Source organism: Ammoniphilus sp. YIM 78166, from assembly GCF_004522215.1.
Classification (GTDB): domain Bacteria; phylum Bacillota; class Bacilli; order Aneurinibacillales; family RAOX-1; genus YIM-78166.
Window position 1 is genome coordinate 795,243 of record NZ_SDLR01000004.1, and the last position, 25,841, is coordinate 821,083.

At 46.5% G+C, this 25,841-nt stretch carries 28 protein-coding genes and 1 riboswitch; of the genes, 21 read left to right on the plus strand and 7 right to left on the minus strand.

Annotation, left to right across the window (positions count from 1 at the left end; all coding sequences use genetic code 11):
* Positions 1-5: 5 nt before the first annotated feature.
* Positions 6-758: a VanZ family protein gene (locus EIZ58_RS20460; RefSeq protein ID WP_167577832.1), complete on the plus strand. Its 753-nt coding sequence runs from the start codon at positions 6-8 to the stop codon at positions 756-758.
* 19 nt (positions 759-777) lie between these two features.
* On the opposite strand, the gene EIZ58_RS20465 is transcribed toward EIZ58_RS20460, so the two are convergent.
* Both EIZ58_RS20465 and EIZ58_RS20470 read right to left on the minus strand, forming a co-directional pair.
* On the minus strand, positions 778-1,281 hold the full coding sequence (locus EIZ58_RS20465) for a hypothetical protein (protein WP_134702710.1): 504 nt from the start codon (positions 1,279-1,281) through the stop codon (positions 778-780).
* An 81-nt stretch (positions 1,282-1,362) separates the two neighbouring features.
* The gene (locus EIZ58_RS20470) at positions 1,363-1,608 is read right to left on the minus strand and encodes a hypothetical protein (RefSeq protein WP_134702711.1); all 246 of its coding nucleotides are present in this window, start codon (positions 1,606-1,608) and stop codon (positions 1,363-1,365) included.
* A gap of 78 nt (positions 1,609-1,686) precedes the next feature.
* Between EIZ58_RS20470 and EIZ58_RS20475 the strand changes: the two genes are divergently transcribed.
* Positions 1,687-2,142: a DUF2062 domain-containing protein gene (locus tag EIZ58_RS20475; RefSeq protein ID WP_134702712.1), complete on the plus strand. Its 456-nt coding sequence runs from the start codon at positions 1,687-1,689 to the stop codon at positions 2,140-2,142.
* A 138-nt stretch (positions 2,143-2,280) separates the two neighbouring features.
* Positions 2,281-2,424 (plus strand): hypothetical protein, encoded by a 144-nt coding sequence (locus EIZ58_RS33635; RefSeq protein WP_167577833.1) that lies wholly within the window; start codon positions 2,281-2,283, stop codon positions 2,422-2,424.
* Between the two features lie 227 nt (positions 2,425-2,651).
* Here the strand turns inward: EIZ58_RS33635 and EIZ58_RS35065 are convergent, their stop codons facing one another.
* Positions 2,652-3,839 (minus strand): L,D-transpeptidase, encoded by a 1,188-nt coding sequence (locus EIZ58_RS35065; RefSeq protein WP_134702713.1) that lies wholly within the window; start codon positions 3,837-3,839, stop codon positions 2,652-2,654.
* 143 nt (positions 3,840-3,982) lie between these two features.
* Between EIZ58_RS35065 and EIZ58_RS20485 the strand changes: the two genes are divergently transcribed.
* Positions 3,983-4,354, plus strand: coding sequence for a hypothetical protein (locus tag EIZ58_RS20485; RefSeq protein WP_134702714.1), 372 nt, complete (start codon positions 3,983-3,985; stop codon positions 4,352-4,354).
* 37 nt (positions 4,355-4,391) lie between these two features.
* Positions 4,392-4,796: a PAS domain-containing protein gene (locus EIZ58_RS20490; RefSeq protein ID WP_134702715.1), complete on the plus strand. Its 405-nt coding sequence runs from the start codon at positions 4,392-4,394 to the stop codon at positions 4,794-4,796.
* Here EIZ58_RS20490 and EIZ58_RS20495 read toward each other — a convergent pair.
* Positions 4,791-5,156 carry a helix-turn-helix domain-containing protein gene (locus tag EIZ58_RS20495; RefSeq protein ID WP_134702716.1) on the minus strand — a complete coding sequence of 122 codons (366 nt, stop codon included), beginning with the start codon at positions 5,154-5,156 and terminating at the stop codon, positions 4,791-4,793. The two genes, EIZ58_RS20490 and EIZ58_RS20495, sit on opposite strands and share 6 nt — an antisense overlap.
* Positions 5,157-5,284: 128 nt before the next feature.
* Between EIZ58_RS20495 and EIZ58_RS20500 the strand changes: the two genes are divergently transcribed.
* On the plus strand, positions 5,285-5,485 hold the full coding sequence (locus tag EIZ58_RS20500) for a hypothetical protein (protein ID WP_134702717.1): 201 nt from the start codon (positions 5,285-5,287) through the stop codon (positions 5,483-5,485).
* Positions 5,486-5,525: 40 nt separating this feature from the next.
* Here the strand turns inward: EIZ58_RS20500 and EIZ58_RS20505 are convergent, their stop codons facing one another.
* Positions 5,526-6,392 carry an amidase gene (locus EIZ58_RS20505; protein ID WP_134702718.1) on the minus strand — a complete coding sequence of 289 codons (867 nt, stop codon included), beginning with the start codon at positions 6,390-6,392 and terminating at the stop codon, positions 5,526-5,528.
* Positions 6,393-6,436: 44 nt separating this feature from the next.
* Positions 6,437-6,527, minus strand: a riboswitch (cyclic di-GMP riboswitch).
* 105 nt (positions 6,528-6,632) lie between these two features.
* Between EIZ58_RS20505 and EIZ58_RS33640 the strand changes: the two genes are divergently transcribed.
* Both EIZ58_RS33640 and EIZ58_RS20510 read left to right on the plus strand, forming a co-directional pair.
* On the plus strand, positions 6,633-6,797 hold the full coding sequence (locus tag EIZ58_RS33640) for a hypothetical protein (RefSeq protein WP_167577834.1): 165 nt from the start codon (positions 6,633-6,635) through the stop codon (positions 6,795-6,797).
* A 278-nt stretch (positions 6,798-7,075) separates the two neighbouring features.
* The gene (locus EIZ58_RS20510; protein WP_167577835.1) at positions 7,076-8,518 is read left to right on the plus strand and encodes a PAS domain-containing sensor histidine kinase; all 1,443 of its coding nucleotides are present in this window, start codon (positions 7,076-7,078) and stop codon (positions 8,516-8,518) included.
* Positions 8,519-8,521: 3 nt separating this feature from the next.
* Here EIZ58_RS20510 and EIZ58_RS20515 read toward each other — a convergent pair whose 3' ends face one another.
* Positions 8,522-8,836 (minus strand): DUF5658 family protein, encoded by a 315-nt coding sequence (locus tag EIZ58_RS20515; RefSeq protein ID WP_134702720.1) that lies wholly within the window; start codon positions 8,834-8,836, stop codon positions 8,522-8,524.
* Between the two features lie 240 nt (positions 8,837-9,076).
* Here EIZ58_RS20515 and EIZ58_RS20520 point away from each other — a divergent pair, with 240 nt between their 5' ends.
* The 12 genes from EIZ58_RS20520 (at position 9,077) to EIZ58_RS20575 (ending at position 23,949) form a co-directional block, all read left to right on the plus strand.
* Complete coding sequence (locus EIZ58_RS20520) at positions 9,077-10,336, plus strand: ribulose-bisphosphate carboxylase large subunit family protein (RefSeq protein WP_134702721.1); 1,260 nt, start codon at positions 9,077-9,079, stop codon at positions 10,334-10,336.
* 21 nt (positions 10,337-10,357) lie between these two features.
* On the plus strand, positions 10,358-11,722 hold the full coding sequence (locus EIZ58_RS20525; protein ID WP_134702722.1) for a four-carbon acid sugar kinase family protein: 1,365 nt from the start codon (positions 10,358-10,360) through the stop codon (positions 11,720-11,722).
* Positions 11,723-11,734: 12 nt separating this feature from the next.
* On the plus strand, positions 11,735-12,382 hold the full coding sequence (locus EIZ58_RS20530; protein ID WP_134702723.1) for a GntR family transcriptional regulator: 648 nt from the start codon (positions 11,735-11,737) through the stop codon (positions 12,380-12,382).
* Positions 12,383-12,407: 25 nt separating this feature from the next.
* Positions 12,408-13,430, plus strand: coding sequence for a zinc-dependent alcohol dehydrogenase (locus EIZ58_RS20535; protein ID WP_134702724.1), 1,023 nt, complete (start codon positions 12,408-12,410; stop codon positions 13,428-13,430).
* Between the two features lie 32 nt (positions 13,431-13,462).
* A complete protein-coding gene (locus tag EIZ58_RS20540) occupies positions 13,463-14,497 on the plus strand; it encodes a TRAP transporter substrate-binding protein (protein ID WP_240689238.1) in 1,035 nt (344 codons plus the stop codon).
* 97 nt (positions 14,498-14,594) lie between these two features.
* On the plus strand, positions 14,595-15,083 hold the full coding sequence (locus EIZ58_RS20545; RefSeq protein WP_134702725.1) for a TRAP transporter small permease: 489 nt from the start codon (positions 14,595-14,597) through the stop codon (positions 15,081-15,083).
* Positions 15,083-16,360: a TRAP transporter large permease gene (locus tag EIZ58_RS20550; protein WP_134702726.1), complete on the plus strand. Its 1,278-nt coding sequence runs from the start codon at positions 15,083-15,085 to the stop codon at positions 16,358-16,360. The genes EIZ58_RS20545 and EIZ58_RS20550 overlap by 1 nt, the downstream gene beginning before the upstream one ends.
* Before the next feature lie 18 nt (positions 16,361-16,378).
* Entirely contained in the window at positions 16,379-17,041 is a 663-nt protein-coding gene (locus EIZ58_RS20555; RefSeq protein ID WP_134702727.1) for a class II aldolase/adducin family protein, read from the plus strand.
* A 203-nt stretch (positions 17,042-17,244) separates the two neighbouring features.
* Positions 17,245-17,979, plus strand: coding sequence for a hypothetical protein (locus EIZ58_RS20560; RefSeq protein ID WP_240689240.1), 735 nt, complete (start codon positions 17,245-17,247; stop codon positions 17,977-17,979).
* Between the two features lie 93 nt (positions 17,980-18,072).
* Complete coding sequence (locus EIZ58_RS20565) at positions 18,073-19,776, plus strand: SpoIID/LytB domain-containing protein (RefSeq protein ID WP_167577837.1); 1,704 nt, start codon at positions 18,073-18,075, stop codon at positions 19,774-19,776.
* A gap of 1,045 nt (positions 19,777-20,821) precedes the next feature.
* Positions 20,822-22,243: a CapA family protein gene (locus EIZ58_RS20570; protein ID WP_134702729.1), complete on the plus strand. Its 1,422-nt coding sequence runs from the start codon at positions 20,822-20,824 to the stop codon at positions 22,241-22,243.
* Between the two features lie 245 nt (positions 22,244-22,488).
* The gene (locus EIZ58_RS20575; RefSeq protein ID WP_134702730.1) at positions 22,489-23,949 is read left to right on the plus strand and encodes a CoA-acylating methylmalonate-semialdehyde dehydrogenase; all 1,461 of its coding nucleotides are present in this window, start codon (positions 22,489-22,491) and stop codon (positions 23,947-23,949) included.
* Positions 23,950-24,046: 97 nt separating this feature from the next.
* On the opposite strand, the gene EIZ58_RS34895 is transcribed toward EIZ58_RS20575, so the two are convergent.
* Positions 24,047-24,175 (minus strand): hypothetical protein, encoded by a 129-nt coding sequence (locus EIZ58_RS34895; RefSeq protein WP_255438354.1) that lies wholly within the window; start codon positions 24,173-24,175, stop codon positions 24,047-24,049.
* A 120-nt stretch (positions 24,176-24,295) separates the two neighbouring features.
* On the opposite strand from EIZ58_RS34895, the gene EIZ58_RS20580 reads away from it, so the two are divergent.
* Positions 24,296-25,708 carry a sigma-54 interaction domain-containing protein gene (locus EIZ58_RS20580; RefSeq protein WP_134702731.1) on the plus strand — a complete coding sequence of 471 codons (1,413 nt, stop codon included), beginning with the start codon at positions 24,296-24,298 and terminating at the stop codon, positions 25,706-25,708.
* The last annotated feature ends 133 nt before the right edge of the window (positions 25,709-25,841 follow it).

The following is a 25,841-nucleotide window of genomic DNA, read 5'->3' on the forward strand; positions in this document are numbered from 1 at the left end:
GCGTTGTGATCGGGATAGATAAGGTTTATCACTTTTTCTTTTATGGAATCATAGCATTGATCTTAGGGACCGTGGCTTGTCAGCTTTCGCCGAAAGGAAGGGCGTTGCAGCGGATTTTTGGGGTGGCGTGCTTGCTGTTTTTGGTGGGCATATTGGATGAATATCGGCAATTTTTTCTCCCGGGTCGGGATACGGAATACTTGGATGTACTGGCAAATGGGGCGGGCATTGTAACGGGGCTGGTGGTGCCCATTATTCTGCACCGTATGGAATTGAGGAAGGGAACAGTTCCCCTTTTGACTTGGATCCCAGCGGTGTTGCTTCTCGTTCCTTTGTTTACGGGCATCGTCCTGATAACGACGAAGGCGCCGCCGACTCCTTTTTTTGTTCCAGGCAGCGAGAAAGCCGCAGGAGTGGCAACACAGGTCGTTCGGTTGAATCGGCCTAAGGACAAAGCTTATCAGCAGTTTCGGGAGAAATATGTGCCGCAGCTGCTTTACATTGAAAAAGAATATAAGCGAGAGCTAAAAGAGCTGCTTTCTTACGCCAAACAGGGTAACGTTCATCATTATTGGTTGATGTATAAACTAGGACAAGCGGTGGATCTGCAGTTTGAGCAGGTGATGATCCAGATGAAGAGAAGTGCCAACCAAGAGGGGATTCAACGAAGTGTGCTGAAAAGGGCAGAAAAAGAGTTTTACCAGCGCCAAAGGGTTCAGCGAGCCAAGCTGGTCAAGCAAGTGCTGTTAGAAAAATAGCTTCCGATGGTGTCGGAAGCTATTTGGCTTTGGAATAAGCCCAAAGGATGGTGTATTGATCTTGATCAACGGCCAAAAACACATCCTGCTGGATGACAAAGTCTCCAAACGAGCTATAGTAGGAAAGGGTCGCCGGTATCTTGATGACCTCGGCTAAGGTTGTTGCTCCTGGGCTCATTTCCCAATCGTTTAGCGTGGTGGCTGCACCCAACTGATAGTCAAAAGAAGAGACACCAAAATGCTGCATAAACACATGGGCACGCTGTTGGATGTAGGAATCCTTTTTAAATTTTTCCTTCATCTGGGGATGAAATAGCTCCCAAGAGCTCCCGAAGTCTCCGGCTTGCTCATATTGATAAAACTGCTCCAGCACCTGTTGGGGGGGCGTCATTTTCCCGGGGATGGAGGGTGAAGAGCCCCCGAACCAAAAGAACATGAGCAACGTGGCGACGAGAAGGGCGACCATGGCAAAAAGGCCGTATTGTGACAACTTTTGCCGTAAACGGTAACGGTTGAGCCTCATGACAAAAACTACCCACCTCCTAAACCTATCTTCTGGACATGTTTATGCAGTGAGTAGGACAAATATCTGTTACAATATGAATTACCTTGGTGGATTGGTATGGAGGATAGCCGTATCCCCACGCTCATCCGTAACAAAAATAGCAATATTATCATCCCAGTAATTGCGAACGCCATCGTAGCTGCGGGTGCGGAGCATTTCGCCGTTAAAGGAAGTGCCTGTCGTACCGGACAATTGGTTGACAATGAATGAGTGATCTTGAGGCACAGTTTGCGCGCCGCATCCAGTAAGAACGACGAGACCCAACATTATGCAATATTTAACCATAAAAAAGCCTCCTACAGTAAACGCTATAGAATGTAGGATTCCCTAACCTTCCATTTTCATAAGAGAGAGGAAGTTCTTATGCATAGAAAAATCAAGCTGGAATATTTAAAGTTGATCCGCAGCAAAGGGGCCACCACGGTCATCGCCCGCAGCTTTGCCATCGGAATGTTTATTGAGTTTATCACCCTGCCTACCATGGGCTTGGCCTTTTTTCTGTTATATCCGTTTATGAAGGTATTCCGCGGATCCCTTCCGGTGGCGTTGATTGGCTTCGTGATGGGGAAGTTTATCGTGCCGTTTTTCTTGGTCCTGAACTATAAAGTGGGGGCCTTGTTGGTTGACCCGGGTTCTTCAGGTGCTCCGGCCCTGCACCTTTCTTTGCAGTCTCTGAAAGAAAATGGCTTAGTGTTTCTTACGGGCAGCGCTATTGATGGCTTAGTGATCTCACTGGTGTGTTATGGACTCGTGTATGGGGCCCTAGTTTTTTATCGAAAGCGGAAAGTTATCCGCCGTTTGCAGCGTCAAATCAGTTAGTAAAACGCCCAATTTTCGGCTTAGTGCTGGAAATTGGGCGTTTTTTGTGGTTGATAGGCGGAATAATGGGCTCTGAATGGTTGGCACCCATCTTGCATATAAATAAACATAAAATTCATACATAGTGGAGGGATAGTCATGAAGAGTCAATACTGTATCGATTGTGGACGTGAAATCAGTGAATATATGAGTGAGACCTTGCACGTTTGTAACATTTGTGAGACACAGAAGGGCCATCCTATCGTTCTAGATGTATACTATTCGAATAAGCGCAAGGGGTAGTCACCTGGAGGTGATTGCCTCTTTTTTTTAGCGGAGTGGATTCCGTTTAATGTAAAGGAACAAGTTAAAATAAACAAAATAACCGGAAGCTCTTCCGGTTATTTTGCTTTGATATTTAAAGACAGCCCTTAGCTAACCATTTAACCGGATTTTACTCCGTCTATTCATCCTTCTGAGTAGCATCCTCAATCATTAACCGGAACAGAATCCGCTAAATTTGCCCCTTCTTATTCCAACACAAACCTAATTCCTTTCCCTTGCGGCACCTGCTCGAGCTTCACCCATACCGCTGGGGCGGGGATTCCGCCTGACTCTATCGTGACGACGACTTCCTGGCGGTTCTCCCAAGCACTTTTCACATGACCAGTAGGGATATACACAAAGCTCTCTTCATTCCAGATATGGACGGAAGGTTGATCGGAGCTGAGCTCCACAGGAAGCTCGCCAGGCTCTGCAATGGTGACAGGGACCTCGGACCAAGCTGTGCGTCCATCGAACCAAACCTCTCCGGCAAAGCTCTGAATGCGATACCAGCCGTTCCACTCTTCGAAGGCGGAGACGACTTGAGGGGATAGCCCGCCGAGTTTCCGGCTGGAGACTAAGGGCTGCTCAAAAATGGGCACATACTGATCTACACGGATTTTTTTATCGACTGGTTTAGCTTCACCTATTAGAACTTGGTCAGCGTAAAGCCAAAGGTCCCCCGTCCAGGTTTTTACACGATACCAATCGCCTTGCTTTTCAAAAGCTTGAATGGGCTGTGGCGATAGGGCATGGGGAGTAGGCTCGACTCCGGGCTTTCTATATAAAGCGGCCTTCTTGGTTAAGGTCAGACGGACATCTACCTTTTCTAGTGGTGCATTGACAGGCGCTGCAGGCTGCTTCGTTGGAGTTGGCTCAGCTTCAACCGTAAAGTTCTTGCTCTTGGCAATATCAGCAAAGCTTAGCTTCGAGGTGGTGATAATGACGGGAGTCTTCACCTTGACTTGGTCAAACAACCACCGGACATCTTGGTTGCGCATCCGAACACAGCCAAGGGAAACATAGCTGCCAATCGACTTTTCATTATTATTGCCATGGATTCCGTAGGTGTCCCCTTTCGTACCACGGGCATTCAGACCCAGCCAACGATCGCCGAGGGGATTTTTCGGGTCGCCGCCGGCAATTTTTCCTTTGTAATAAGGGCGGTTTTTGATTTTATTGACGATCTCAAAGGTTCCTTCAGGTGTATACGTTTGTTGCTTGCCGGTGGCAACAGGGAATGATTTGATCAGTTTTCCGTCCTGGTAAAAGGCTAGTTTATTGGTGGCCTTATTAATAATGATGAGTTGCGTGTTCTTTTCTGCTGCTCCTACCGAGGTGCCGGCTCCCGCGAGCAGGCATAAGACGACAATCCAAGTCCATATCCGTTTCACTTGTCGTTCTCCTTCCCATAAAGTAACAAAATTAATTATAAATTAGTAATATTTGGTAGGTAAACGAGTTTCGATCAACAGTTTTTGCATGAGCAGGGGGGATTCTGTCGAGAATGAAAGAAAAAAGGAGGATTCGTTGGAAAATGAATCTTGGCCAACGCATGGCAATCAATTTCATGTATAAAATCATCCTATTTCCCACCATAATTTTCGGGGCAGGGGCGCTCCTTCCTTCCCAAATTCACTATTCCTCTTGGATTCCGCCTCTTCTGCTTAGTGGCTTCTTTATCTTGATTGGGCTTTTTGCAGATGAAACGATCTTGCCGATGTTCGGAAATGAGAAAGCGACGATTCAGGGAGCTCTCTTTATGACAGGGGCAACCTGGGTTCTTCCTTTTCTCGTACCAGGGAATGGGGTTACCCTCTTGGGCGCTGCTGCTACGGGATTATCCTTAGGGATGGTGGAGTATGGGATGCATGGATGGCTATTAAAACAAAGAAAGACAAGTTTATAAATAAATGGTAAATTATAGTTAAGAGGGGAGGGAATATATGGAAATTAGTAAAGTGATTCAGGGGATATCGGGGGATTGGATTGAGTATTGGGATAATCGGTTGAACGAATTTATTTGCTTGGTGGATCGATCAAAAAAGACAAGATATGTTTCCTTTGGCATTCAGAATGTACTGGGCTATGCCCCTGGGGAAGTGGTGGGGACACCAGCCTTTCGGGTGATGGATGAGGATACCAGGAATACGATTTTTGAACATTACGAAGGTTTTTTGAAAACAAAGGGAAGCTTTGAGTTTCAGTATGAATCTTGGACGAAGAAGGGAACTCCTATTACTTTACATAGTAAAACGTTTGTCGTTGTTGTGGAGGAGCGACAATATCCGCAGCTATTTGAGGCGTATGTCGGGATGCTGAAAAAAATGATGGAGGGGAAACCGTTATGACTCCTCCTCCGACATTTCAATAAGGGTCTTCACACAGCTAAGCATGGAATGTTTTTGATGATCGTTTAATTCCCTTCCTTTGAAGGTCACCGTCATATTCCGAAAGATATCCTCTAGGTCAGTCGAGTCGGAGGGTGGAGCGTCTACATAGCCTGCTTTTTCTAAGAGTTCCTCATAAGTAATCCCTAGTGGCTCCGCTATTTTTCGCAGGACCTCGGGTGAAGGGATGCCACGGTTGCCCGTTTCAATTTGAGAAATATAGGCGTTTGATACTCCACTCAGGCGTTCAACCTTACGAATCGATAGCTTTTTTTGTTTTCTAGATTCTCGCAGATAAGCACCAAAGGCTCTCGCGTTCATAGATCCTCCTAAGTGGGGTAATTTATGATAAGTGCTTGCAAAAGTAAGCGATAGATCTATTGATGAGCATATTTCCTAAACCTGATCATATCAAAATGAATATAAGAACGGAAGATTAAGGGGTAGAAATGATCTTATCCAAAAGAATATTAGATGTGCTAGATAAAAATGGGGAGTTAACTCTGCGGGATCTTGATCTGGAGATAAATGACCCTCGAACAAAGGAACGAATGAAACTTTTGCTTGATCATGGAGAGATTGAGCGAATAAAAAAGGATCAATTCAGGATAACCGAGAAAGGGAAAAAAGTGCTTAGAAAGCTTCTTTGACAAGAAAGAGCCTCCACGTTAAACCATGGAGGCTCTTTCTTCATTTTTTCATGACCATCCAGTTCTTCAAATCATGGATGCAAATGCCGGCATAGCTTGGACTTTGTTGATAGTGCAAAGCAACCTTTGTTAATTGATCTTTCATGTAGGCTTCGCCTTCCTCGTGGAAGGTGATAAAAGATGGCTCATCGGTCTGGTTGGTTTCCACGCCAATGATGACTTTTTTGCCTAGCTGATTAGCCCAGTTGATTTCTTCTTTGACAATTTGAATAATAGCATCGGCGGAGTCGCGATAGGCCATGATGCTAATGGCATCGGTTTGTTCAATAATCCATTTCGCCAGATTCCCTGACCCATAAAGATTACTGTAGGTGAACTCATCAAACCAAAACGGGATCGCTAAACTCAGCGGGAGGCTTAAACGAGTTGCGCCGTCCTTAGCTTGGATGACAAACTCCTGATAACGAAGGATGGCGTTAGGATTATCCTGTTGCCAGTCGGAGTGGAGGTAAGGCTCGACATCCAAATGCACTCCTTTAAACTTCTGGTTAGGAGCGGCTTGCTCCTGATATGTGGTGAGCCATGTATAAAAGTTGGCGAGCTGCTCTTCTGAAAACGAAGGGGAGCCATCTAGCGCATGGACTTCTACTTCCCATTTCGACAGGTTCTGAATGAAGGTTTGGTAGGACTGGGGCGAAATGCTAGAGTTCACTTGGAGATAAACCGTCTTCACTTGTTGCTGTTTGATAAAGGAAAGCACGTCAGATGGGTGAGTTTCAATCATCTCCGTATGCCAGAACCAGGTGCTGAGGTGGGGTTGGTTCTGTACTGGAGAGGCTTTGGCTTGTGCGAAATGAACAGGGGAAAAAAGTAAAGTAAATAATACCATCATAATGATACCTCTCATACGTGCACCTCCTTAGATGAAGGCCAAGACCCTCTCTAGGAGTACCTGGCGGCATGGCAACCATACGATGGATGGTGATCGCTTAGGCCCAATGCTTTGCGTCCTTGTCTTTCGACAAGTTTGCCCTTTTACTAGGTAAATTTTACCGCCCTTTTTTCATACTGTAAAGAAGTTCACGAAATGGTAACGAATAAAAGAACCGATTCTAGACATACTACGATGGAATAGGAGTTGAAGATGATGCCAGAAGATCGTGAAACGAGGAAGCAAGCAGGGGAACCCACAGTGGCTCCCGGTCTGGAAATGGATGAGCTGGAAGCAGAGGCAACCGATGAAGAAGTAGCGGAGGGAGATTATACCTCTGTAACGAAGCTCGTGGTGGATCGCCTGCCAGAAGATGCATAATAAATCCCTGCAGAGTTGTAGGGGTTTTTTTGTGTTTTATGCTATAATCTCAGAGTCATGCAAAAAATTTTGCACTCGGGGGAAGGCGAACCAATTTGAAAGAATCTAGAGCTTATCTTACTATACCCTTTATATATTTTATCCTTTCCATTGTTTGGATTTTGATATCCTCCCAATTATTTTTAACGACGGAACATCCTTTTTGGAGCCATGTGATCTTAGAACTAATTTTCATGCTTGTTACGGTGGGGGTTCTTTCCTTCTTGATTTTTCGACAAGTGTCCAAGGAGCGAAAGGCCAAACTCCTCTACCAGGAACGAGAAGAGCAGCTCCGTTTTGTCGTGGATACGATGCCTGATTTTGTTTGTTATAAAGATGCAAAAGGCCGTTGGGTCGAAGCCAATCCTTTTGCCTTGCAATTGTTCCAGCTAGAGGGAGTTCCATACAAAGGGAAAACCGATCAGGAACTTGCCGCTTATTCTGATTTTTACCAGGAGGCCTTGCTTTACTGCTATGAATCTGATCAGAAAGCATTGCAATCCCATGAGATTATTCGGCTAGAAGAAGTGATTCCGAAGCCCGATGGCAGCGTACGTGTTTTTGATGTGATTAAAGTCCCTACCTTTCACCCGGATGGGAGGAGAAAAGGACTCACGGTAATCGGGCGCAACATTACGGAACTCAAAGAGGCGGAAGAGCGGTACAAGTCCCTCTTTGAGCAAAATCCCGAAGCCATTGCTTCCTATGATCGAGACGGGAAGTTTGTCAGTGCGAATGCCGCTAGTCAGAAGATTACCGGGTATAGCTGTGAAGAGCTCAACACGATGGATTATGCCGACCTGGTATTCCCGCCGGATTGGGAGATGGTCAAACATAACTTTCGTCTCACTTTAGCTGGAGAGCAGCCGACCTTTGAGGTGAAGTTTCGTCATAAAAGTGGAGAGGCCATCGATATGAGCATCAAAAATGTTCCGATCGTGGTGAACGGCGAGATCGTAGGCGTGTACGGTATTGCCAAAGATATTACTGACTGGAAGCGAGCGGAGGAATGGCTGAGAAAGTCGGATCGCCTTTCGATTGTGGGGGAATTGGCGGCAGGAGTTGCCCATGAAATACGCAACCCCTTAGCGACATTAAGCGGATTTGTTCAATTGTTAAAGGAACAGAACCTAGGCCACCGCTATTACTATGACATTATGTCTTCCGAGCTCGATCGCATTAATTTCATCGTTAGTGAATTTATGCTGTTGGCTAAGCCACATGTGCTCAACTTCCAACCCAAAGAAGTCGGCACTATTCTCAATCATGTAATTACCCTAGCCAACACACAGGCGATCTTAAATAATGTGGTTATCGAAACCGACATTGAACCTGATCTCCCGTTGATTTCCTGTGAAGAAAACCAGTTGAAGCAGGTGTTTATTAATGTAATCAAAAATGCCATTGAAGCGATGACGGATGGGGGAACGCTTCGAATCCAAGCAGGCCGACAGGAAGATCGTCTGTTCATTCGGTTTATTGACGAAGGTCCAGGGATTCCGGAGGAGCGGTTAGCCAAGCTAGGGGAACCCTTCTTTTCGACGAAAGAGAAAGGGATGGGTTTGGGTTTAATGGTCAGCTATAGAATTATCGAAGCGCATGGCGGGAAGATGAATATCTCTAGCCAAGTCGATGAAGGAACCCGGGTGGAAGTGTGGTTGCCTTTAGGAAATGAGAGCTAGCCTTCACCATGGGTGAAGGCTAAAAAACCAAACCAAATGCAAGCCATTTACTAGAAGGTAGAGGGTTAAAGTAAGGGCCAGTGGTTTGTAGACCCTCTTAAAAGGAATGTGTGCCTTGAACAGGAAGAGAAGAAGAGGAAGCCCTACCTTAATGAGATAAAACCAGGTAATCCCGGTATGGAAGTAAACATGATTCATCAGTGGATTTAACTCCGATATTTGACCCGCGCGCAAGCCCAGATCGGTAAAAACAGCATCGGAGATACATAAAAGCAACACCATTAAGTAGATATGCTTACTAATACGTTTTATGAGCATCCATCCTCCTCTTTATATGTTCATTATAACGAATAAATATATTCTTTTGGAAGAATTTATTTCTTGCTACAAACCAGGGTATATACTCTTGGTTTTTTTTTGCTCTTTTAGCTCAAAATAAAGAAAAAATTATTGACAATGAAAGCGATTTACACTAAGATCTAACTTAGATCTAAGATAGATCTAACATGGATCTAAGATAGAACTTTGCTTTGAAGTCTAGGATAGGAGGGATTCGATTTGGAGAATCATCGGATCTTAGCCACTTATTTAATAGAAACCGCTTTTCCCCTTGAGTATGCAGCTGAAGTGATGGCAGGAGAACAATCTACCGGCACCTTCGTTTCCGTACCTGGGGAGACGCCTGAGTTGAAAGAAAAGCATGGAGCAAGGGTGGTTCGCATTCAAGAATTGGAAGAAGTCCGGGAGCCTTCTTTGCCTGGTGCCCGTGTTCCGAAAAAGGACTGGGATGGAACCTATCGGCGGGCAATTGTTGAACTATCCTTTCCGATCGATAATATCGGTCCATCTCTTCCGAATCTGATGTCTACCGTCGCCGGGAACTTGTATGAGTTAGGTGAATTTTCTGGGCTTCGGTTAATCGATCTTGAATTGCCTGCCCCATTTGCCCATCGCTACCCGGGTCCTCAATTTGGTATTCAAGGGACGAGGGAATTATGCGGCGTGTATGATAGACCTTTGATAGGAACCATCATTAAGCCTAGTATTGGCCTTCATACCGAAGATTATGGCCCGTTGGTTCGACAATTAGCAGAAGCCGGCATTGACTTTATCAAGGACGACGAGCTTTGTGCCAATCCGTCATTTGCTCCGCTAGAACAGCGAGTAAAGGTCATCATGGAAGAGATTGAGCGAGTGGCTGATCGGACCGGGAAAAAATTGATGTATGCCTTCAACATCACCGGGGATATTGATGAGTTGCGAAAAAACCATGATCTCGTGAAGGAGGCGGGTGGAACCTGCGTCATGGTCTGCATTAACAGTGTGGGGTTGCCTGGAACCGCTTTTCTACGGCAGTATTCCCAACTCCCGATCCATGGGCACCGCACGCAGTGGGGGGCCATGTCCCGCAGTCCGTTGCTGGGAATGAGCTTTAGGGTGTATCAGAAGTTGTGTCGCCTTGCAGGTGTGGATCATCTGCATACGAACGGTTTAAATAATAAGTTTTCAGAAGACAATGAAACAGTAGCGAATGCAATTCAGGATAGTTTGACTCCTTTTCTAGGCGGGTACCCCATTATGCCGGTATTATCTTCAGGGCAATGGGCAGCTACAGCTATTCCGACTTACCAAGCTGTACCAACGACGGATGTTATCCATCTGGCCGGGGGAGGCATCCTTGCCCATCCAGAGGGAATCGCAGCAGGCGTATTGAGCATGAGACAGGGCTGGGAGGCAGCTGTAAAGGGAATCTCGCTAGAGTCTTACAGTCAGACCCATCCTGAGTTATCGGCAGCAATGCAGAAGTTTGCAAAATGATAAGGCTGGAGGAATACAACGATGAAAGAAAACGGACTGTTGCTCGCTTTTTATGGAGATGACTTTACCGGATCTACAGATGCCATGGAGTCGCTAGCCATCAGCGGGTACCGAACGGTATTGTTTTTTGAACCGCCTACAAAGGAGCTATTAAAGCGATTTGAAGGCTTGCGTTGCATCGGTGTAGCAGGGACGAGCCGAGCGAAAGGCCCGGCTGAGATGGAAGAAGAGCTGCGCCCCGTGTACCAGCAATTTGCTGAGATTCAACCGCAGATTATCCATTACAAGGTTTGTTCTACTTTTGATTCTGCAGTGGAAGTCGGCAACATAGGGAAAGCAATCGAAGTAGCCAAGGATTATTTTAAGGATCAGCCTGTGATTCCCCTTTTGGTCGGTGCCCCTCCATTAGGGCGCTATACGCTTTTCGGTCAGCATTTTGCTAGAATGCAGGACACGGTTTATCGTTTGGATCGCCATCCGGTCATGTCCAGACACCCCATTACTCCAATGAAGGAAGCGGATTTGCGATTGCACTTAGCCAAACAAACACCGGAAGCGATAGGCTTAATGAACATTCTAGAGCTTGAAGGTGATTGGCAGGCGGTAAACGATCGGTACCGTGCGAAATGGGATGAATTCGGTGTCGTTCTGTTCGATGTTCTAGATGATGCCCGAATGCGGGTGAGCGGACAATTGATTTGGGAATCGGCAACAGGCAACAGCCACTTCGTGGTAGGTTCATCCGGTTTGGGTTATGCCCTGACGGCTTATTGGAAAGAGGCAGGGTTTAAGATAAGTGAGAATAAGGAAGTTTCCAGACCAGTAAAATCGGCAGAGCAGGTATTTGCTGTATCCGGAAGTGCTTCCATGGTAACTCAACGTCAAATTGAAAATGCCATCCAGGACGGATTCCATGGTATTCGCGTATCCGTGGATCAGATTGTGGATACAGAGACGGTTCCTCGCGAGTTGCTCGATCAGTCCATCCAGCTTATTAAAGAAGGAAAAAGCGTGATTCTCTACACCGCGCTTGGGCCAGAGGATGAATCGATTACAGCTACACGTGAGCGCTTCCGCCAGTTGGGCATTCCAGAATTACAATCAGGCGAGATCATAGGTAGACAACTCGGTAAATGGACGCGTGAAGTCATGCAGGCTACCGGCATCCGTCGGGTCATCGTAGCGGGTGGAGATACGTCGGGATTTGTGAGTCGTGAAATGGGACTCTATGGGTTGGAGTTGCTTCTGCCTGTTTCACCGGGTGCTCCATTATGCCAAGCGTATTCCTTGGAAGGGGAAATTGATGGCATGGAAGTCGCTTTGAAGGGCGGCCAATTGGGTGGGCCGAACTACTTCTCGGATGTGAGAAACGCTGCTCGCGACTAGGGAGGGAATGGAATGGAACAGACCAAAAGCACATCAGCCCCCCTTCTAAAAGATCAGGCTTACCAGTTTATTAAGGAAAAGATCCTGGATGAGCAGTTTGCTCCCGGCCGTTTTCTATCAGAACGGGAACTGATCGAAATGCTGGAAATGAGCAAGACACCGATCAAAGCCGCGTTGGTTCGACTCGAGACCGAGGGATTTGTCACCGTTTCATCTAAACAGGGCATTATTATCAATGACTTGTCCATTACCCAGATCGTCGATATTTATAATTTGCGAATTGCCTTGGAAACCTATATTTGTGCCGAGATTACTGGGAAGATCACGAAAGACATGAGCGAATTAATTGAAGCCAATTTGAAGGAAACCGAAGAAACGGCAAGGGAATTAGATATCAAAGGATTTGCTCAGGCGGATCATGCGTTTCATCTCCTCCTTTGCGAATGCTCAGGAAATGAAGAAATCTACAAGGTCCTACTGAATTACCAGGATCAGCTCAAGCGAATCACCCATCGTCACTTGCGAAAAGATCCAGAGCGAATGAAGCAGTTCTGGCAAGAACATGTAGAAATCTATTCGTGTCTGAAGAGCGGGGACTTCAAAAGCGTGGAGTTAATTCGCGAACATCTACATCAATCGAAACAAAAATTATTATTATAAAAATACAAACAAAGTGGAGGAAATCATGAAAGCAGTATTTGTAGAAGATGCATACAAAGTAGTTGTTAAAGATGTGGAGATGCCACAGCTAGCTGCTCATGAAGTACTGATTAAAGTAAAGGTAACCGGGATTTGCGGATCGGATATCCACACCTATAAAGGGCTCCATTTATTCCGCAAGCCGCCGGTGATCATTGGTCATGAAATTGCGGGAGAAGTTGTTCAGGTTGGGGAGGCTGTCACGAAGTTTAAGGTAGGAGACCGGGTGACGGTGGAACCACAGAGCGGTTGCGGAACATGCGAGAACTGTCTGACCGGAAACGTAAACTATTGCGGAGATCGAGGAGCACCAGGAATCAAGGGCTGGTATGGTACCATGGCGGAATATTTTGCGGCTCCTGAGACATGTGTCTTCAAGCTTCCGGATAGCATGACCTATGATCAAGGGGTTTTGGTTGAACCGTTCGCAGTTGGGGTTCATGCTGTGCGAAAAGGCGATATTCAGCTTGGTGACCGAGTAGCGATCCTGGGGGCAGGTCCAATTGGACTATTGACGCTGGCTGCAGCGAAAGCGGCGGGAGCTACTACGGTTCTTGTCACAGATGTCATCGATTATGCCTTAGAAGGGGCTCAAAACATGGGAGCTACCCATACGATGAATATCATGGACAAGCCTGAATGGACAACCGAAGCCAAGGAGCTTGTGGGCGGAGAGTTTGATAAGGTATTAGTTGCGGTAGGTGTGCCGGGCATTATTGATCAGGCGATTTCACTGCTTCGCAAAGGTGGACGCGTGGTTACGATTGCCATGTTTCATGGAACGCAGACCTTCGATATCGTGAACTTGCAGCAAGGTGAGAAGGAAATTGTCGGTTGCATGACTTATACTCGCGAGGATACGATTGCGGCAATTAACCTGATTGCTGCTGGGCATGTCCAAGAAGACGTAATTGTGACGCACAAGCTGTCATATGATGAGGCGGCAAGAGGCTTTGAGATGGTAGACAAGAAGGAAGACCGCTCGTTGAAAGTGCTTGTTGAATTCTAATGGATCATACACAAATAAAGGGGGAAATAAGAATGAAACTGTTCAAAAAACTGGGAATTAGCTCTATGGTTCTTGCTCTGAGTGTAGGTTTAGCGGCTTGTGGCGGAGGGACTGCAGATCAAGGGCAGCCAGCTGAAAACCCGCAAGCGGGTGCACAGCAGCCGGTTAAGCTTAAGCTTGGGCATATTGCAGGAGAAAATGACCCTTGGAACCTGGGTGCGAAAAAATTTGCTGAGCTAGTAAAAGAAAAAACCAATGGGACAGTGGAGGTGGATGTGTATCCAAGCTCCACGATCGGGAATGACCGCGATCTTATTGAAGGGATGCAGTTGGGCTCCGTTGATTTTGCCTTGGTTGCAGGCGTACTTTCCAACTTTTATGAGCCTTACGCCATCTTAGAGCTACCGTACTTATTCCGTGATAAGGAACATATGGAGAAGGTATTATACGGACCTGTTGGCGACAAGCTGAAGGCAGATCTTCTTGCTAGCGCCAATATCCGCGGACTTCAATTCTGGGAGCGCACCCCGCGCCAGCTCACCGCCAACAAGAAAGTGACAACGCCGGAAGAGCTGAAGGGGATCAAGATCCGTGTTCCTGAAATCCCGGCATCGATTGCAGCTTGGGAAGCGATGGGAGCAACCCCAACGCCAATGGCTTTCGGTGAGGTGTATTCTTCCTTGCAAACGGGTGTAATTGATGCGCAAGAAAACCCGGTAGCGTTAATTGAGAGCTCTAAGATCAATGAGGTGCAAAAATATCTGATCAACACGAACCATGTGTATGGTTACGTCATGCTGACCATGAGTGACTTAACTTATAACAAGCTGACTCCTGAGCAACAGCAAGCGATTGAGGAAGCCGCAAAAGAAGCAACAACCTACGAGAACGAAATTGTATATGAACAGGAAAAAGAAGTCTTGAAGAAATTGACGGATGCAGGTATGGAAATTGTGGACGTGGATACGGCTCCATTCATGGAAAAAGCAAAAACCGTTCATCCAAACTTCGCAAATAAGTCAGATGCAGCTAAAGAGCTTTATGAAAGCATTGTAAACACGCAGTAATCCATTGGCCTGGCGGCTACCCGAACCTTAGGAAGTGTTCGGGTACCGTCTTCACTTTTTACTCCGGTCATATGACCGAAAATAAAGGAGCTGTGCCATGCATCACGTGGTAAGAATGATTGACGCATTGAATAAAGTGGTGGGATATGTTCTCGCATTGATGTTGGGTGTCATGTCCATATTAATTATTATCCAAGTGGCTAGCCGCTTTATTTTTAATTTACCCTTACACTGGTCGGAGGAATTGTCCCGTTTTTTGATGATCTATGTTGTTTTTCTGGGAGCGAGCCTCGCTATGCGGCATAATCGATTGATTTCTATTGAATTGCTCCCGGAAATGCTAGGGGAGCATAAGCGGAAATTCGTAACGGCATTGGTTATGCTGATTTCCATTGTTTTTTTCGTTATCATGTTTAAGCAAGGAATAGATATGCTAGACCGAGTGAAAGCGCAGTCATCAGCTGGCATGCAGTTATCGATGGCCATTCCGTATGCGTCGATCCCCATTGGAGCTTTTCTTTTAGCTTTAAATTCCCTTGCGGCTATCATTGATGTATTCACCTCCGGGAAAGAGGAGGCAAAATAATGTTCACTATATTAATGGTATGTATGTTGATTTTCTTTGCCTTGAGTGTCCCCATTGCCGTTTCCATCGGTTTGGCTTCCGCCATAGCGCTCTGGTGGGATGGGGGAACGCCGATCATTGTCTTGGTGCAGCGGTCTTTCACTTCCATCGATTCATTTCCTTTGATGGCGATTCCGTTCTTTATATTAGCGGGAACCCTAATGGAATATGGCGGAATATCCAAACGATTAATTGCTCTTGCTAATGCACTCACGGGGCATTTACCTGGAGGACTTGCCATCGTAACTGTAGTGACAGCCATGTTCTTTTCTGCTATATCCGGTTCAAGTGCGGCTACAACCGCAGCATTGGGTAGTATGTTGATTCCAGCCATGATTAATCGTGGGTATCATGCCAATTTTGCAGGTGCCACCCAGGCAGTTTCGGGTGAGCTCGGAATTATTATTCCGCCAAGTATCCCGATGATCCTTTATGGGGTAACGGCTTCGGTATCCATTGGGGATCTGTTCCTAGCAGGTTTTGTTCCGGGAATCCTAATTGGTTTTGCCTTGATTATGACGGTTTATGTGGTTTCCAAAAGGCGTGGTTATACGCGCGAGCCGAAAAAATCCATGCCAGAAGTTTTTCAAGCGTTTAAGGAAGCGTTCTGGGCTTTACTCATGCCTGTGATTATCCTAGGCGGAATCTACGGGGGGATATTTACTCCAACGGAAGCCGCGGGAATCGCCGTCGGGTATGCTTTCATAGTCGGTGTCGTGATTTATAGAGAAATCAAGATCAAGCAAATTGTCACGATTCTCACCCAATCCAGTATAACGACAGCCATCATCATGTTTATCATCTCCACTGCCGGTTTGTTTGGCTGGATTATCACGCGTGAAAATGTACCGCAAATGGTCGCTGAATTCTTTACCGGTATATCCAGTAATCCGATCATCTTCTTGCTTCTGGTCAATCTGTTCCTTCTCATTGTCGGAATGTTTATGGAGACCAATGCCTCCATTATTATCTTGGCTCCATTGCTTCTGCCGGTGGCGATGCAAATGGGAATTGACCCGGTTCACTTCGGGATTATCATGATTGTAAACCTGGCTTTAGGGATGTGTACGCCTCCATTGGGTGTCAACTTGTTCATATCTGCGCAACTGGCGAAAATCCGTTTGGATCAAATCTCTGTGGGAATGCTTCCGTATTACGCGGTGCTGTTGGTAACGCTATTGCTTCTTACCTTTATCCCTCAGCTGTCTATCGGTTTAGTCCAACTGTTTAAATCTTAGATGGGAAGGTGAATGTTCGTGCCCGATATTGAAGTTGTAAGACAGGGACTTAGAAAAACAGGGAAATATATGATGGAATATGAGTTGGCCTGGGGAAATGCAGGGAATATTTCCGCTCGTACAACGGATGACCGCTATCTCATTACCGCCAGCGGCACCTTCTTGGGTGAGTTAGAGGATACGGATCTGGTGGAGTGCTCGCTTTCTGGACAAATTGTAGATTCAAACGGTAAAAAACCTTCGAAGGAAACGCCGATGCATCGAGCGATCTATGAGAACCGCCCAGATATTGGAGCGGTGCTGCATGCCTCTCCATTTTACAGCACGCTTGTTGCTTGTTCTTCAATTGAGATCCCTTCCAACTGGTTTGTGGAAACGATGTATTATCTCGAGCGAGTAGAGCGAGTGGCGTATCATCACCCAGGAAGTACGAACTTAGGGGACGCAGTGGCTGAAAAAGCAAAAGCGGCCAACATCCTGCTGCTGGAAAACCATGGGGTACTCGTTTATGACGTTAGCATTCAGGAAGCCCGGATGTCGCTGCAGACCCTCGAGATGGCCTGCAAAATGCTCATTGTTTCTCGCACAGCTAACATTGAAATGAATGGCTTGTCGCGTGAAACTGAAATGAGTTTCTTGGAAAAAGCCGGCTATAAGCCAAGAAGAAACTGGAATCTATAATAAGAATATTGAAGCAAAAGTCTTAATCTGATCAAGATTGAGGCTTTTGTTTTTTACTGTTTAAGAAAGTTTAAGTTCACTAAAGCATTAAAGTGAACAAACTTTCTTAAACGCATAAAAAACTTCCTCTAAAGGCGGTCTGGCTACCCTGAAAATACTTCGATAGAAGTTTTTTTTATCACTTAAGAAAGGTTGTGAATTAGTTGAAAAAGCGAATCGGTTGTTTACATGTTCATCATTCCAATATTGAGTACATGGAAAGGGCTTTTGGACCTTATGAGGTTGAGTTGATACATTTTGTGGAGCCTGGATTAATTTATCGTGTCTCGCATGATGAGAGCTTCACTATGGAAGCGGCACAGGCAAAAGTGAAAGAACAGATCGAATGGATAGATAAATGTGGAGTGGATGCAATCCTGATCACGTGCACGAATTATATCGCTCTGCTTCAAGAGATGTCTATTTCCACACCCATTATCAAAATAGATGAACCCTTCTTTGCATTCGTTTGTGATTATCCAGGCTCACAAGTGCTGGTGTTCACTAATCCAGCTACCGTGAACGGGACAATGGAGCGACTGAACCAATTCGCCGCATCGAGAGGAAAAATATTGGAAATTGATGTTCAGGTGGCTGAGGGTGCATTTTCTCTAATCATGCAAGGAGACCAGGATGGGTATAACCGCGAGGTTTCCAATTTTATTCTTGAATTAATAGAAAAGGGAGCTCCTATGATCTCGGTAGGGCAGTTATCGATGGCAGATGCTGCTCTTCAGGTATCTGGTGACAAAAATGTCGTGATAGGGAATCTACTCGATACGTTAGTATACTATATTGAGAAGGAGTTAAGGTTAGATCGAAAGTCTAACATTTTCCGGGAAATTTCGACGGGTTCACTGAAAAGTGGCGATAGAAAAATGGTGAATGATGAGAATTAGTTAATGGACTAATCAAAATAACTTTTGTTGCAACTTTCCTCTCAACCTATGATAGTATGGAAAAAAACAGTAGAAAAAGGAGAGAGGAAAAACGTGCAGCGAGGATTTTTACTTATGATGATGCTTACTGTGTTCAGCTTGATTATTCCGTCCCCCCACGCAGCGGCTGAATCGCACTATGTATCTATTAAACTCGTAAATTATGTTGGTAGCCCTAGCGAGCTTTCGATTCAAGTGAAAGGAGATTACGTCACCTCAGGAGGTACCCTGATCCCATCAGGAAGTTCGGTGAAAGTCAGAGTAGATAATGGACAGCTGTCATGGAATGAGAACACGAACCAGGGGACAAGTGTCACCTTTACACCCAAGACTTACAATAGAGATCACTACATAACGATAAAGGACAGATCCTACTTAGGGGAAATGACGTTTACCGTAGAAAACGGCAATCGGGTCCGTCCCACCAATCGACTTCTGCTTGAAGATTACGTACTCGGTGTCGTCCCGCAGGAAATGCCAGTAGCTTGGAATCTAGAAGCATTGAAAGCCCAGGCGGTTCTCGCTCGGACTTATGTGATGGGGAAATTAGATCAAACGATAGATGATACGGTGAGGTATCAGGTATTCGGAGGATTATCGACCAATTCCAATGTACGAAAAGCAGTCGAAGAAACCGAAGGGCAAGTGCTGAAGTTTAATGGAAAATGGGTGGAAGCCGTCTACTCCTCCAGCAACGGGGGGATGCTAGAGTCCAACCATCATATCTGGAACAGCCCACCCCTTGCATACTTATCTGCAAAGCCGGATCCCTATGACCCGAAAATCCAATGGAATCTAGATCTCCATAAGGTTCAAATCGACTTGACCGATAAGGATCTCACCCAGCCCGATAGCTGGTGGGGAGCAGCCACTGAGGTGAACGGGGAAATGGCCCAGTCCATCAAGGCTTGGCTTATGCAAAATGGATATGCCGGAAAAGAAATCAAGATTGTCTCCATCCCTCATTTGTCGATTTCCGAAGAGCGAACGAGTGGAGAACGCAGGACGAGGGGCAGCATGGCTGTTGATTTTATGGTGAGAGAGAACGGGGCGGTTTTGCCAGTCTCGGTATTTTATGAAGACATTCCAATCAGCTCCATTCGTAACATGATCGGTACTCGATTTTTACGAAGTACATTCATAGATTCTTTAACCGATAATGGAACGGTCTTTCAGTTTGCAGGCCGAGGCTACGGCCATGGTGTGGGAATGAGTCAATATGGGGCGAAAAGTATGGCGGACCAAGGACACAGCTATAGAGATATTCTAGGTTTCTATTTTCCAGGTACGGAGCTGGTGGGCAAGAAGGTAGTACAGGATAAGCCGGTGCCGGAAGAACCTGTGAAAGAAGAACCTGTGAAGGAAGAACCAAAAAATCCTTTGCCAAGTAGGTCTGACTATACGGCTCAGCCGGTGATTCGTGTGGTCGTAAACAATGAAGTACAAACCTATGACATCGCGCCTTATATCGAAGAAGGACGTACCATGGTGCCACTGCGGGGAATTTTTGAGGCGTTGGGTTCAGACGTGGTGTGGGATCAGAGGACCAAGACGGTAACCGCGTTTAAAGGTGCAACGATCGTTCAGCTGCAGATCGGTTCAAAGGTAGCCCAGGTGAATAGTAAGAAGGTATCTCTAGATGCCCCTGCACGGAACAAGAACGGTCGGACGATGGTGCCTTTGCGCTTTATTAGTGAAGCCTTGGGGGCCATAGTAGAGTGGGATGCACAGTCGCGGACGGTGTTTGTAGATTTATAATATGGAGGTGAGCCCTTCCGATTCTGGGAGGGCTTTTTATGTTGCGGATCAGTGAGCAAAAGTGCGGTTTCTGTGAGAATGGGGGCCCGGCAACCAAAGTGAAATGACTATAAGTGTTCATCCGAACCCGGTATGGGAATGGGATGATACTACTTAAAAAAGCAGCTTGAAATTGAAAGCTCTGCACCAAAGTTAGATTGCTCTTAGAAAAAGTAGACCGAAATCACTCCCAACCTCGAAAAAACATAAAGAGGTCCNACTCCCAACCTCGAAAAAACATAAAGAGGTCCTCCAGTTCATTGTAATCATTATCGGTTTGGGAGCAAAACGCTCGGTTTCGTGATCAAAGTAGGCTGGTTATTTGGAATTGTTCCAGGTATGGGAGCAAACGGCATCCTTTCGTGAGCATCGGCCATCTTTTCGTGAGCAAAACCAAATTTTCGTGACCAAACAGACCCGGACGCCAGTTATGGGGTTCGAGAACGGACAAGGATCATAAAAAAAAAGCGTAATTACTTAAAAAAGCAGCTTAAATATCAGAGACTCTAACCCGAAGTTTAGATGCTCTTAGAAAAAGTAGTCCAAAATCACTCCAAACTTCAAAAACCTTCGCGAGGTCTTGGAATCATTACTGGTATGGGAGCAAAATGGTCGGTTTCGTGATCATCCGGACCCGAAAGGGAAACAAGCCTTCCCGGACCTGGCGAGGATGAAAAATAAAAGCCTAGTTACCTAAAAAATCAGCATGAAATCGGAGGCTCTAAACCAAAGTTGAGAGTACTCATAAAAAACTAGACTAAAATTACCCGAAAACTTGAGCCAGGCGGTACCTCAACCAAGCGATCCCTCCGTTTCAGGGCACGAACCGTGGGTGAGTTTCATGAGAATTAGCACGGCTTGGCTCAATAACCATTGTATTAAAGAGCCTGGATGATCAGGAGCCTTGTGAAAAATGGATCTCCAAGCAACATGCCGCAGCCAAAAGAAGGAAAGCACCTCCTCCGTGTCAAATTAGTTTGATTAACTAACAACTCTGGAGGAAAGTATGATATTCCGATTAGGTTTCCTATTGTTTTTCTTGTTAACCACCACCTTCCGGGCGGAAGCAACGTCTGCTCCCCCCATTTTGTTGGCTAAAGATCAGCCCTATGCTCTGATTGGCGCATCTACCAAACCGATTGATCCTCCTCTTGTCAAAGAGGGAAGAACGCTTGTACCTGCCCGGTTTATCGCGGAGCAGCTAGGGGCCACCGTAGGTTGGGAAGAGACGAATCAATCAATTACCATCGTAGTCAAGGGCAAACAGATTTCCATGGTTGTCGGACAACCGAGAATGCAAGTCCAGGAACAGTGGGTGGAACTTGACGTTCCTGTCCAATTAATCAAGGGAAGAACGTATCTTCCTTTGCGTGCGTTAGTTGAAGTACTGGATTGGAAGGTCACGTATGATCGAGGGTTCATCGTAGTCAGTCAGGAGGGAATGGACCAAGCCAAGCTCGACAACCTGCGGAAACAGTACGAAGCAGCTCTGCCTCCGATTCGTATTCTGTTTGCCGGAGATGCGATGTTTGATGGGTCGGTTAAGACTGCGGTACGAAAGCACGGACCAGATTATCCTTTTTTATTTGTAAAAGAGGAAGTACAGAAAGCAGATTATGCCATAGTTAATCTAGAGACTGCTGTGACGAACCGTGGGGAGAAGGATTCTGTACAAAAGTTTAATTTCAGGTCGGATCCGATCTCGCTGAAGGGTGTGAAAAACGCGGGCTTTGACATGGTTTCGCTTGGGAATAATCATGCGCTGGATTACGGAAAAGAGGGCTTCCTGGATACCCTCAAGTATCTAAAAGAACAGGACTTGAAGTTTATTGGGGCAGGCATCAATCTAGAAGAAGCTTTTCGTGCGGAAAAAGTGGAGATCAACGGAAAGACGATCAAATTCATGGCGTTCTCACGGTTCCTCCCGTCTACGACTTGGTATGCTCAGAAAAATCGTCCAGGCATGGCCAGCGCCTATCAAGAGGGTCCAGTACTCGAAGCCATCAAGCGAGAGAAAAAGGACACCGATTACTTACTAGTCTACATCCACTGGGGAGTCGAACGGGATACCCGCCCTCAAGCTTGGCAGAGGAGTTTTGCTAAAAAGATGATTGACGCCGGAGCAGATGGGATCGTCGGAGCTCATCCGCATGTTCTTCAGGGGTTTGAATATTACAAGGGAAAGCCGATTGCCTATTCGATCGGAAACTTCGTTTTCCCGGACTATGTGAAAGGACCAACAGCCCAAACGGGGCTTTTAACAGTGCAATTGAAGAAGGATAAGGTTGGATTAGAGTTCAAGCCTTATTATATCAAAAGCAACCAGGTTACCGCGATCAGTAAGAAAGAGCAAGAGGACCTGTTAAAGTATCTGGAGTCGATCTCGTATGGAGTGAAGGTAGAGGGGTATGAGGTCCGTCCGAGATGATCGTAATTCATGCGATTTCGGAGGAGAGGGTTGCATTGGGACAGGGTAGCTCTTGTTTGCCGCGTCCAAGAGGTGCTTCATGGTTAAAGTGTCTGGCTGATGAAATGGTCTGTCTGGTTAGTGTCGGTTTTTTGATGGGGTGTGTTCAGGGGGGCTAGGGTAGAAGTGTTGATTTATGTTGTCTCGAGACTTGGCATAAAAGTTGCTAATGAAATAAAGTGAGTTCACGGAGAGGGGTTATGATCATGTCAACCATGACTGAAGTTCAAATGTTGAAGAATTATATCGGAGGCAGGTGGGTAGAAGCCACTTCCGGAAAGGTGGATACGGTTCCAAATCCTGCGACAGGGGAAGTTTTAGCAAGGGTGCCTCTGTCGTCCCGAGAAGATTTGGACCAAGCGGTGGCTGTGGCAAATGAAGCGTTTAAATCCTGGAAGAAGGTTGCAGTTCCTCGCCGTGCGCGTATCTTGTTCCGTTACCAGCAGCTGTTGGTCGAAAACTGGGAAGAGCTTGCGCGCCTAGTAACGCTAGAGAACGGAAAAAGCTATGAAGAAGCGTACGGAGAAGTACAACGTGGAATCGAGTGTGTGGAATTTGCGGCAGGGGCTCCAACCTTGATGATGGGAAATCAGCTTCCAGACATCGCTACCGGAGTGGAATCTGGTATGTATCGTTACCCAATCGGAGTAGTAGGGGGAATTACTCCGTTTAACTTCCCAATGATGGTACCTTGCTGGATGTTCCCGCTGGCAATTGCGTGCGGAAACACTTTCGTATTGAAGCCATCCGAGCGTACGCCGATATTGGCCAATCGTTTAGCCGAATTGTTCACAGAAGCTGGACTGCCAGCAGGAGTGTTGAACATTGTTCATGGGGCACATGACGTAGTAAATGGAATCTTGGAAAATGAAGATGTAAAAGCGGTATCCTTCGTGGGATCCCAGCCAGTGGCAGAGTATATTTATAAAACAGCAGCTGCTAACGGCAAGCGTGTTCAGGCGTTGGCTGGAGCGAAAAATCATTCCATTGTGATGCCGGATGCTGATTTAGATAACGCAGTAAGCAACATCATCGGTGCTGCTTTTGGATCTGCTGGAGAGCGCTGCATGGCATGCGCAGTAGTAGTCGCGGTTGGCGATGTTGCGGATGAACTGGTAAGCCGTTTAAAGCAAGCAGCTGAAGAGATTCGCATCGGAAATGGAATGGAAGAAGGCGTATTCTTGGGTCCAGTCATTCGGGATCCGCACAAAGAGCGTACGCTGAAGTACATCGAGATCGGGGAAAAAGAAGGAGCAGAGCTTGTTCGTGACGGTCGCTTGGACGCAGCAGTGAGCGGGGAAGGCTACTTTGTTGGACCGACCATTTTTGATCAGGTGAAGCCTGGTATGACCATCTGGAACGATGAAATTTTTGCTCCGGTATTATCGATTGTTCGCGTGAACGATCTGGATGAAGCGATTGAGCTGACGAATAAATCCGATTTTGCGAATGGCGCGTGTCTCTTCACCGACAGTGCAAAAGCTATTCGCCAATTCCGCGAGGATATTGATGCGGGGATGCTCGGCGTAAACTTAGGCGTGCCAGCACCGATGGCGTTCTTCCCATTCTCCGGCTACAAGAAGTCTTTCTACGGCGACTTGCATGCCAATGGTCGTGATGGAGTGGAATTCTATACACGTAAGAAGATGTTAACGGCTAGGTATTAATAGATTGGGCGCTGCCACCGATTAATTGGTCGCTTCCGGCCCTCAAATGGGCGTTCGCCCGTCGGCATTGGGCGCAACCACCGAATAATTGGTCGCTTCAGACCCTTAATTGGGCGTTTAGCTGCCGGAATTGGGCGACTCGCTCTGGATTGGGCGCAACCACCGAATAATTGGTCGCATCCCGCCCTCGAATGGGCGTTCGCCCGCCGGAATTGGGCGGCCCCAAGGTCGGGTCACCCCGCCCAAGCTATCAGGATTCCACCTCCGTGTGGAGTCCTATTTTTTTGCTTTCCAACAATCAAGGGTTCCTTTACACTTAGAGAAAGTCAAATCTACGAGGTGAACCATGTTGCAGTCGGAACCGACCTTGGAGTCTCTATCTCAACGCCTGCAAGACGCAGAAAACATGGTCGAAACATTAAAGACGGTACTGGACTCTGCTTTTGAAGGGGTAGTAGTGATTGATGCTCAAGGCATCATTAAAGAACTGAATCAGGCGTACAGTGAGTTTTTAGGGATTAAACGAGAAGAAGCGATTGGCAAGCATGTCACAGAAGTCATTGAAAATACCAAAGTCCATCGCTGCATTGAAACGGGCATCGCGGAGCGCGGAGTGATTCAGCGGATTTTTGGACAGGACATGGTCGTTCATCGCATCCCGATCTGGCGGGATGGCGTCGTCGTTGGGGCCATCGGGATGCTGATTTTTCAGGGTGTGTCTGAGGTCTATAAGATTCTACAGCGTTTACAGGGGCTGTCTCGGAAGGCAGGCGATAAGGAAAAAAATCAATTGGATGGGATTATTGGGAAAAGTCCCGCTATTACCGAGATTAAGCGGATTGCCAGTCGGGCCGCAAAAGTGCCCTCGACAGTCCTGATTACCGGAGAGAGCGGCGTGGGAAAAGAGGTGTTTGCGCGAGCGATCCACCAAAAAAGCGCGTATGCGGATGGCAAATTTGTCGGCGTGAATTGTGCGGCCATCCCCGAACAATTGCTGGAGGCGGAGCTGTTTGGCTATGAAGAGGGCGCTTTTACAGGGGCTAAAAAAGGCGGTAAACCGGGTAAGTTCCAATTGGCTCATAAAGGGACAATCTTCTTAGATGAAATCGGCGATATGCCGCTGTATATGCAAGCGAAAATCCTTCGTGTGCTAGAGGAGCGAGTGGTGGAGCGAGTCGGAGGCTTAACCCAAACGGAAGTGGACGTGAGGATTATTACGGCCACTAACAAACCCCTTGAGGAGATGGTACACAAAGGGCTGTTTCGGGACGATTTATTTTACAGACTCAACATTATCCGCCTGCATATCCCTGCCCTAAGAGAACGAAAAGTGGATATTCCTTTTCTCATTGAGTTTCACATGGATCGCTTGTGCCGAAAGTTCGGTTTTGAGCCCAAGGATTTCACGAAGGAGGCCATGGAAGTCCTGCTTAGCTACTCTTGGCCGGGAAACATCCGTGAGCTGGTCAATACCTTGGAGCTGATGATTGGAATGGCAGAAGGAAGCGTGATTCAGCGAGGGGATTTGCCCAAACATTTTTTCTCTCCCTATCTTAAGGACATGCCCGAGCCTGCGGTGACGCAACCACCTAGCAGAGTGCCGCAAGACAGGGATTGGCGAGAATTGATTGTGGACAACGAAAAGGAATGGATTGTGCAAGCCTTAATCGAAGAAAAAGGCAATAAGGCCGCGACGGCGAAGCGACTAGGGATTCATCGATCGACGCTTTATGAAAAGCTGAAGAAATATCAATTGTAATGTTGTTGGTGTGTCTTAAAGTGTCTGGTTTTTGTTCGATGGTGGAGGGAGATCCTACACTCCGTTGAAGAGGAGGCTTGGTATAGAGCCATGGGATGTTTTGGTATAAGAATTGCATTTAAAAGAAAGCGTC

Coding starts and splice junctions, on each gene's coding strand:
- EIZ58_RS33640 (WP_167577834.1), top strand. CDS start 6,633: ATGCCAGAAGATCGTGAAACGAGGAAGCAAGCAGGGGAACCCACAGTG.
- EIZ58_RS20475 (WP_134702712.1), top strand. CDS start 1,687: ATGCATAGAAAAATCAAGCTGGAATATTTAAAGTTGATCCGCAGCAAA.
- EIZ58_RS20580 (WP_134702731.1), top strand. CDS start 24,296: ATGTTGCAGTCGGAACCGACCTTGGAGTCTCTATCTCAACGCCTGCAA.
- EIZ58_RS20530 (WP_134702723.1), top strand. CDS start 11,735: ATGGAACAGACCAAAAGCACATCAGCCCCCCTTCTAAAAGATCAGGCT.
- EIZ58_RS20515 (WP_134702720.1), bottom strand. CDS start 8,836: ATGCTCATAAAACGTATTAGTAAGCATATCTACTTAATGGTGTTGCTT.
- EIZ58_RS20535 (WP_134702724.1), top strand. CDS start 12,408: ATGAAAGCAGTATTTGTAGAAGATGCATACAAAGTAGTTGTTAAAGAT.
- EIZ58_RS20500 (WP_134702717.1), top strand. CDS start 5,285: ATGATCTTATCCAAAAGAATATTAGATGTGCTAGATAAAAATGGGGAG.
- EIZ58_RS20525 (WP_134702722.1), top strand. CDS start 10,358: ATGAAAGAAAACGGACTGTTGCTCGCTTTTTATGGAGATGACTTTACC.
- EIZ58_RS20495 (WP_134702716.1), bottom strand. CDS start 5,156: ATGAACGCGAGAGCCTTTGGTGCTTATCTGCGAGAATCTAGAAAACAA.
- EIZ58_RS33635 (WP_167577833.1), top strand. CDS start 2,281: ATGAAGAGTCAATACTGTATCGATTGTGGACGTGAAATCAGTGAATAT.
- EIZ58_RS20465 (WP_134702710.1), bottom strand. CDS start 1,281: ATGAGGCTCAACCGTTACCGTTTACGGCAAAAGTTGTCACAATACGGC.
- EIZ58_RS20545 (WP_134702725.1), top strand. CDS start 14,595: ATGCATCACGTGGTAAGAATGATTGACGCATTGAATAAAGTGGTGGGA.
- EIZ58_RS20485 (WP_134702714.1), top strand. CDS start 3,983: ATGAATCTTGGCCAACGCATGGCAATCAATTTCATGTATAAAATCATC.
- EIZ58_RS20550 (WP_134702726.1), top strand. CDS start 15,083: ATGTTCACTATATTAATGGTATGTATGTTGATTTTCTTTGCCTTGAGT.
- EIZ58_RS20505 (WP_134702718.1), bottom strand. CDS start 6,392: ATGAGAGGTATCATTATGATGGTATTATTTACTTTACTTTTTTCCCCT.
- EIZ58_RS20470 (WP_134702711.1), bottom strand. CDS start 1,608: ATGGTTAAATATTGCATAATGTTGGGTCTCGTCGTTCTTACTGGATGC.
- EIZ58_RS20575 (WP_134702730.1), top strand. CDS start 22,489: ATGTCAACCATGACTGAAGTTCAAATGTTGAAGAATTATATCGGAGGC.
- EIZ58_RS20490 (WP_134702715.1), top strand. CDS start 4,392: ATGGAAATTAGTAAAGTGATTCAGGGGATATCGGGGGATTGGATTGAG.
- EIZ58_RS20570 (WP_134702729.1), top strand. CDS start 20,822: ATGATATTCCGATTAGGTTTCCTATTGTTTTTCTTGTTAACCACCACC.
- EIZ58_RS20540 (WP_240689238.1), top strand. CDS start 13,463: ATGAAACTGTTCAAAAAACTGGGAATTAGCTCTATGGTTCTTGCTCTG.